The 6,847-nt window shown below is 58.9% G+C and carries 5 protein-coding genes; all 5 read right to left on the bottom strand.

The window, feature by feature from the left end; all coding sequences use genetic code 11:
• The coding region (locus AAH446_RS19470) for a DUF3304 domain-containing protein (RefSeq protein ID WP_342908322.1) at positions 1–401 on the bottom strand (401 nt) is incomplete at its 3' end.
• A 57-nt stretch (positions 402–458) separates the two neighbouring features.
• Positions 459–1,244 carry a DUF4123 domain-containing protein gene (locus tag AAH446_RS19475; protein ID WP_342908323.1) on the bottom strand — a complete coding sequence of 262 codons (786 nt, stop codon included), beginning with the start codon at positions 1,242–1,244 and terminating at the stop codon, positions 459–461.
• Positions 1,245–3,623: a type VI secretion system Vgr family protein gene (locus AAH446_RS19480; RefSeq protein ID WP_342908324.1), complete on the bottom strand. Its 2,379-nt coding sequence runs from the start codon at positions 3,621–3,623 to the stop codon at positions 1,245–1,247.
• On the bottom strand, positions 3,620–6,274 hold the full coding sequence (gene tssH / locus AAH446_RS19485) for a type VI secretion system ATPase TssH (protein ID WP_342908325.1): 2,655 nt from the start codon (positions 6,272–6,274) through the stop codon (positions 3,620–3,622). Before tssH ends, AAH446_RS19480 begins: the two co-directional genes overlap by 4 nt.
• Before the next feature lie 362 nt (positions 6,275–6,636).
• A partial coding sequence (tssD, locus tag AAH446_RS19490) for a type VI secretion system tube protein TssD (RefSeq protein ID WP_342908326.1) occupies positions 6,637–6,847 on the bottom strand: 211 nt, incomplete at its 5' end.

Here is a 6,847-nt window from a genome sequence, read left to right on the forward strand (position 1 = left end):
AAATGCACCGTGATCCCGCAGGTTTCCTGCCCCGTATAGTCCGGTACCGGTACAATTATACTGTGCTGCTTATTCTGGGCCTGCATCTCTTTTTTCCATTTTTGGAACTTCTCTCTATCTGCAAATCCTGGAAAACCCTTTGATCCGCCCACCCCCGTTTCCCAATCCACCCTCACCGTCATACCCGGTCGCCATTTCGCCGGCACACCATAGCAGCAGCCGCCCCCGCCGCCCTGGTATGGCCCGATGATGTCAATTCCCGACTGACCGTCGACGCTGAAATGGTTGATTGCCCATTTGGTGTGGTTGACTGCTTCTATGGTTCCCGCTGTCGCCAAAGGCTGAATGCAGCCCATTAAAAGAAGAGCTCCCAACAACACCAGGTAATGTCGTAGTTTCATTTTGCATTCCTTTTCTGGCTGCTCCTCCGGAAGGCGAGCAGCCTGATGATCCCACTTTCAGACTTCTGCTGAAGGCCGTCCGGTCAGGGTCCCAATCACCCAATCTTCGCGCTCTTTATCCAGTATCATCCCTTTGGCGGTGGCTGAGAGCATACCGTTGAAACAGGCAGTAAATCGTTCATCCTGCGAGGCAAATCCAGTATCGGGAACATCCCGATGGCGAAGCATCAGCTTGACGTCGCAGATGCACATCAGGGCTTCAAACTGGCTATCGCGCAAAGCGATGTTCTGACACTTCTCGTTGATTGCGGGCTGTGCTCCCTGCCCCATCAGCAATCCCGGCTTCTCGTCGAGATCCAGCCAGCTCCAGAACAGTGCCGGACGCTGCAGCTGGGCCTGCTGATCCGGTTCCAGAATATGAGAAAACAGATAAGGGAAAATACGGGCATCAAAGTATCTGAACAGCCCTGCACGTCCCTCATGTGTCGCATCGGTGCAGGCAGTTAACCATTCAGCCAGAGTAGTGAAAGGCCAGGGAGAACAGAGCACCAACAGCGGGGCTGTCTTTTGTACTTTCTGAGCCAGCTCAATAAACCACTGCTTCTGCTGAGGATCGTTTAAAGAGATCCTGATTAACAGCGGCGACTCTTCAGGCAGGGTATCTTCCGGCAAGCCCTGGTAGAGAGACCGCCATACCAGAGGCGGTGAAAAATCACCCAGTACAGGGATGACGGAAAAATCGATACCACACTGGTCGAGAATAAAATCAAGGTGGGCCATTTTTATATCAGCGCAGGTTTGCTGAAGCTGATTCACCCAGTCAGTGATATGAGCCGTGCTCACTTATGCCTCCCTTGGCACAAAGCCCTGTGCCAGCCGCTGCGCCTTTTTCAGACACTCTTTGCATACTGACGAAGGCAATTCTGGCAACGGATAATCCTCACTCGCCGGGCCCTGTAATTTATGTTGCCCTTTGAGGCTTAACAGGCCTGGACCATGCACGTTGATTTCGCCCTGTGGCGTGAGCTTGATGTAAGCGCCACCGCAGGCAAGCGTGATCCCATTCTTTGCCGTCAGCTGCAGGTGCCCCTGGGTGGACTGCACCGTGACATCCTTCATTGATGTGAGCGACAGCGTATCCGCGTGGGATTCCACCGCCAGCGGGCCTTTGGCAGAGACCAGGCGAATGCCTTCCTGATGTGCCATCACCGAAATGGCCTGTTTGGCATTGACCGAATAGCGCTGTGCCGTGTTGAGATTAACTTCACCCAGGCTTTGCAGGTACAAACCTTTCCCTGTATGCACCACTGCCGTTTCCGGTGTGACGGCGGCAATCCCTTTCGGCGCAGACATTAACAAAGTCGGTTCTTTGAGTACGCTGGCTCCTGAAACAAGCGCCTGAAGGGGTTGTGCATCCGGTGCGAAGTTTTGGTGGGTCCTTGCAAGCCCCCCCCATTCTGCAACCTGATTTACCGCACCTTTCAACAGGCTGATCGCTTGCTCCATCGCCAGAACGTCGCCCTGCGCCTTCGCCTGTCCGTCCGCCGAGATGAACAGCCCCTTTTGCGCCCGTATCGCACCCCAGCTGTCGGTTCTGAGCTCAAAACCCTCCCCGCGCTTCTGCTTCTCCGCATCCACCAGGTGCCCGAGGTTCAGCTGGCTTTTGCCGCCGTACTCCGTGGAAACCTTGATATGCTCTTTCCCGCGCTCATCGTCGAGTCGAATTTTGTTGTTCGCTGGCGTACGCAGGACGTTACGTTTGTAGTTGCGGATGGTGACGGGGTCCGGATGCGCGGAGTCGTGCAGCACGCCCGCGATATAGGGCCTGTCCGGATTGCCGTCCTCAAAGCCAATCGCCACTTCGGTGCCCGCCAGCAGCGGCAGGTGCAGGCCGTAGGTATCCCCTGCATACGGACGGGACTGCCGCACCCACAGGCTCTCGAAACCCGTTTCCCAGTCAGCCCGGTCGAACAGCATGCTGACGCGGTAGCGGCCGTCTTTATCGATATGCCCGTAGGTGTCATTTTCGGTGGTACTGGTGACGCGGGCCGGTAAGGTACCGGCCATCACCGGGCGCTTGCCTGGCTCAGGACGGAAACAAAATTCCGTGCTGTCCGGGATGCCCTCAAAATGCACGGTGAAATCCCGGTCACGGCGGGCGTGGCTGGTCACCGCCGTCACCAGCACGCCCTGACTGAACACGTCCGCCACTTCATCGCCGCCGGTGACGTTCAGCACCTGCCCCGGGAAGAGCACCGGGCAGCTGGTGACAGCGCTGAGCCGGGTCTGCCCGTTGAGGTGGCGTTCGTGACGCACGCGGGCATAAAACGCGCCGGACTCCGGTGCAGGATTGCGGTCATATACGCTGCCGGGTGCCAGATAGTTGTCGGCCCAGTGATAGGCATCGCCGTAGGTGGTGGTGTCGTCCCGCGTCGCGTCCACCAGGACGTTCATATCTTCCGTGGCCTGGCGGTAGTTGTAGTCGCGGGTGCTGACCTGCTTCTGCACCACGCGGTGATGGCATTCCATTCCCCACACCGAGTCCATACCCTGCGAATGCTGCCCGGATGGCGGCACCGACGGCAGCGTCAGGCCCTTCTCATAGCCCTGCTGGCTGTCGTAAAACGCCACCACGTCGATGTTCAGACGCGTGTCGGTGGTGAAGCGGAACCAGATACCCACCTCGCCCAGCAGACGGGTGATGAAGTGCAGGTCATTCTCACCGTACTGCATCACCTGCTCACGGCGGGGATACTCTTTTGAAAGCGAGAACAGAAAATCCTGGCCGCGCATGTTGTGGCGCTCGCGCAGGATTTTTTCAACGATTTGCGGAACGGACATATCCTGATAGATGGCGTTCTGGTGCGAACGGTCGAGCAGGGACAGGCGTGGCTGGAGCGTCAGGGCGTAACGGGTTTCATCTTCTGAGGTGCTGAGGCGCTCAAAGCCTGTGACCACCCCCTGAATCACCCGCACCGGCTGCTGCATCCTGATGCCAAACCCCTGGTCGATGGGCGTCTGTAGCGTCAGGGAGGCGGCCTTCATCAGCATCATTTCTTTGCTGATGGCATGGTCACCGCTGGTGAACTCCACCCGGTAGCGGAAAGGCTGACTCAGGGCTTCCTGCCCTTCAAAGGCCAGCACGTCCAGTTCCGGCTCACACCCTTTTACCGCCAGCAGATGGTGGTTATGACTGAAGCTGATTCCGGGGTTTGTACTCATGATGCCTCTCCTCTGGCTGCGCTGAACTCAATCGCAATTCCCTCTTCCTCACTCCACCCCAGCGTCAGCAGGGCTGGCTTCTGCTTCGCCGCCATGTGGGTCAGCAGTTGCTGACTCAGTACCGGCAGGATTTGCTGATTGAGCAGGCTGTCGACGTTACGTGCGCCGGTGTCCGGCAGCAGGCAGGCGGCGGTCAGCGCGTCATACAGGCTCTCGCCGATGTCGGTTTTCAGGCCATAGTGGCGATGCAGGCGTTTGCTGACCTGGTCCAGCTTCATCTGCACGATGGTGCGCATGGCAGGCTCGCTCAGCGGACGGTAAATCACCGTCTGGAAGCGCGCCAGCAGCGCGGGCTGGAAGTGGTCGCGCAGGATGGGACGCAGCAGCTCATGCAGATCGCTTTCGCTGGCATCCGGCTGCTCCTCCAGCAGCTGCATCAGGTGGTCACTGCCGAGGTTGGAAGTCATCAGGATGACGGTGTTGCGGAAGTCGATTTCGCGCCCTTCGCCGTCGCGCATAAAGCCGCGGTCGAACACCTGGTAGAACAGGTTCATCACGTCGCGGTGGGCTTTTTCCACCTCATCCAGCAGCACCACGCTGTAGGGGCGTTTGCGTACGGCTTCGGTGAGGATACCGCCCTGACCGTAACCCACGTAACCCGGCGGCGAGCCTTTCAGCTGCGACACCGTGTGCGGCTCCTGGTACTCCGACAGATTGATGGTAATGAGTGACTTCTCACCGCCGTACAGCACATCCGCCAGCGCCAGCGCGGTTTCCGTTTTACCGACACCACTCGGGCCGACCAGCAGGAACACGCCCTGAGGGCCGTTCTCTGACGTCAGTCCGGTCTTCGCCGCGCGCAGGCGCTGGGCGATGGCGTTAAGCGCCACGTCCTGACCCACAACGCGTTTGCCGGTTTCGCCTTCCAGCGTCAGTAGCTCCGTCTGCTCGTCCTTCATTAATGAAGAGAGCGGCACGCCGGTCCAGTCGGCAATCACGTTGGCAACCGTGCGGGTGTCGACATCGACAGAGAGCAGCGGGCTGTTTTGCTGTATTTCATTCAGTAGCTGTTGCAGCTCATAGGTTTCGCTCTGGCGGGAGATATCCTGGCGGCTCTCCAGCAGTTGTCCGGTGAGTTTCAACGCCTGACCGAACCGGGTCTCCAGTTCGCCGAGTTCCACTGTCAGGCGCACTTCTTCCTGCTCAATCGCCGTCAGGCGTTCACCGTGTGTCTGATTGCCGACGGCGATGTCTTCCAGCAGCGCCTGCTTTTCCATTTCAAGCGAAGTGATTTGTGCTTTCAGCCGGGTCAGCGGTTCCGGCACGGTATCCAGGCTCATGCGCACGCGGGCGCTCGCGGTATCGAGCAGGTCCACCGCTTTATCCGGCAGCTGGCGACCGGTCAGGTAACGGCGGGAGAGCGTGACCGCTGCGCGGACGGCATCATCGGTGATATGCACACCGTGGTGTTCAGCGTAACGGGATTTAAGTCCCCTGAGCATCAGGCAGGCGGTATCGTCGTCCGGTTCATCAACCTTCACCATCTGGAAACGGCGCTCCAGGGCGGCGTCGCGCTCAAAATACTGTTTATATTCGGACCAGGTGGTGGCGGCAATGGTGCGCAGCTCACCACGGGCCAGCGCCGGTTTCAGCAGGTTGGCCGCGTCCGCACCGCCCGCCTGGTTGCCTGCGCCAATAATGGTGTGGGCTTCATCAATAAACAGCAGTACCGGGGCCGGGGAGTGCTGCACCGCCTCAATCACGTTTTTCAGACGCTGTTCGAATTCGCCCTTCACGCCCGCGCCCGCCTGCAACAGCCCGAGGTCAAGGGTGCGGAGCGATACCGGCTTCAGGCTCTCCGGCACATTGCCTTCGGCAATACGCAGCGCCAGACCTTCCACCAGCGCGGTTTTCCCCACGCCCGGCTCGCCGACCAGAATCGGGTTGTTCTTGCGGCGGCGGGAGAGAATGTCCACCATCTGGCGGATTTCAGTATCACGGCCAAACACCGGGTCGATTTTTCCCTCCTTTGCTTTGGCGGTGACGTCGATGGTGAATTTATCCAGCGCGTTTTGCAGGGCAGGATCCAGTTCGCCCTCTTTAATTTCAGCCTCTGCCGGGCGACCGACAAACTCAACTTCACCACCGTGACGCTGCGCCAGTTCCGCTTCCAGCTGCATGTCCGGCCGCTCTTCGGACTGCGAATCCAGCAGCGGGCGCAGGTGCTCAAGCTGGCTCTGCTCCAGCGTCAGCAGCGGCCAGAGGCCATCGCAGCGCACCAGGCCGGGCTCAGCCACCAGCGCCATCAGCAGATGCAGACTGCGGATCTGCGCTTCCCCAGCCAGCGACGCCAGCAGCCAGGCCTTTTGTAACCACTGGATCAGGCTGTCGGAAAGTCGGGGGCGCTGGCGTACCGAGCGGGGGAGCGTATCCAGCCAGCTCAGTAAGTCCTGCCAGATGGCGTCCATATTCCATTCGTAGCGACGCGCCAGCACGGTGAGATCCCCTTCGCCCTGCTCCAGCAGTTTCAGCAGCCAGTGCTCCGGCAGGATTTCGGCGTGCGCGCGGCTCTGGCAGAGGGACGCCGCGCCTTCCATGGCCCGGGCGCAGTAAGGGTTAAGACGACGTAACAGGAGGGCTGAATTTTCCATGAGATTCTCTCTTTATCGGTTCCTGGACACGCTACCGCCCCTCGCTGTTTCCCGTTAAGGGGACCAGAGCGCATACGGTCGGGCTGGCAGTTTGTGGGTTTCTTTGCTCAACGCCCGCACCGCAGACGCTCAGCAAAAAACGGGCAAAAATTACTGCCCGTCGGCCGTTGCTCTAAATAGTTCGCGTTGAAGCAAGGCGGCAAGGTCGTGACAAATTCGTCAGGAACGAATTTGAACAGCCAAAGGCTGCCTTCGGTGAGGGACATGGATGTCCCTCATTAACCCCCGGGAGCACAGATAACTGTGTGACCGGGGTGAGCGAACGCAGCCAACGCCGCTACAGCGCGAAATATGACGGGCAATTACGCGGTGGCGCGCTCATTCCAGGAATCGGAATGAATAATGTTGCCGTCTTTGTAGGTCCAGGTGATTTTTTCGTAGCGCAGCTCGATCTGCTCCAGATGGTTATGCTTCTCGAAAGCCGGATCCTTGACGTCGTGCATCACCGGATTCACCTTCACCACCTTCACGTTTTCCAGTTTGGTGTTAAAGTACTCCACCTCCTGGCCGGCG

The organism is Erwinia psychrophila (assembly GCF_039023475.1).
GTDB lineage: Bacteria > Pseudomonadota > Gammaproteobacteria > Enterobacterales > Enterobacteriaceae > Erwinia.

What these genes read in the sequence shown, in the direction of transcription:
- AAH446_RS19480 (WP_342908324.1), bottom strand. Translation starts at nt 3,623, where the DNA reads ATGAGTACAAACCCCGGAATCAGCTTCAGTCATAACCACCATCTGCTG.
- tssH (WP_342908325.1), bottom strand. Translation starts at nt 6,274, where the DNA reads ATGGAAAATTCAGCCCTCCTGTTACGTCGTCTTAACCCTTACTGCGCC.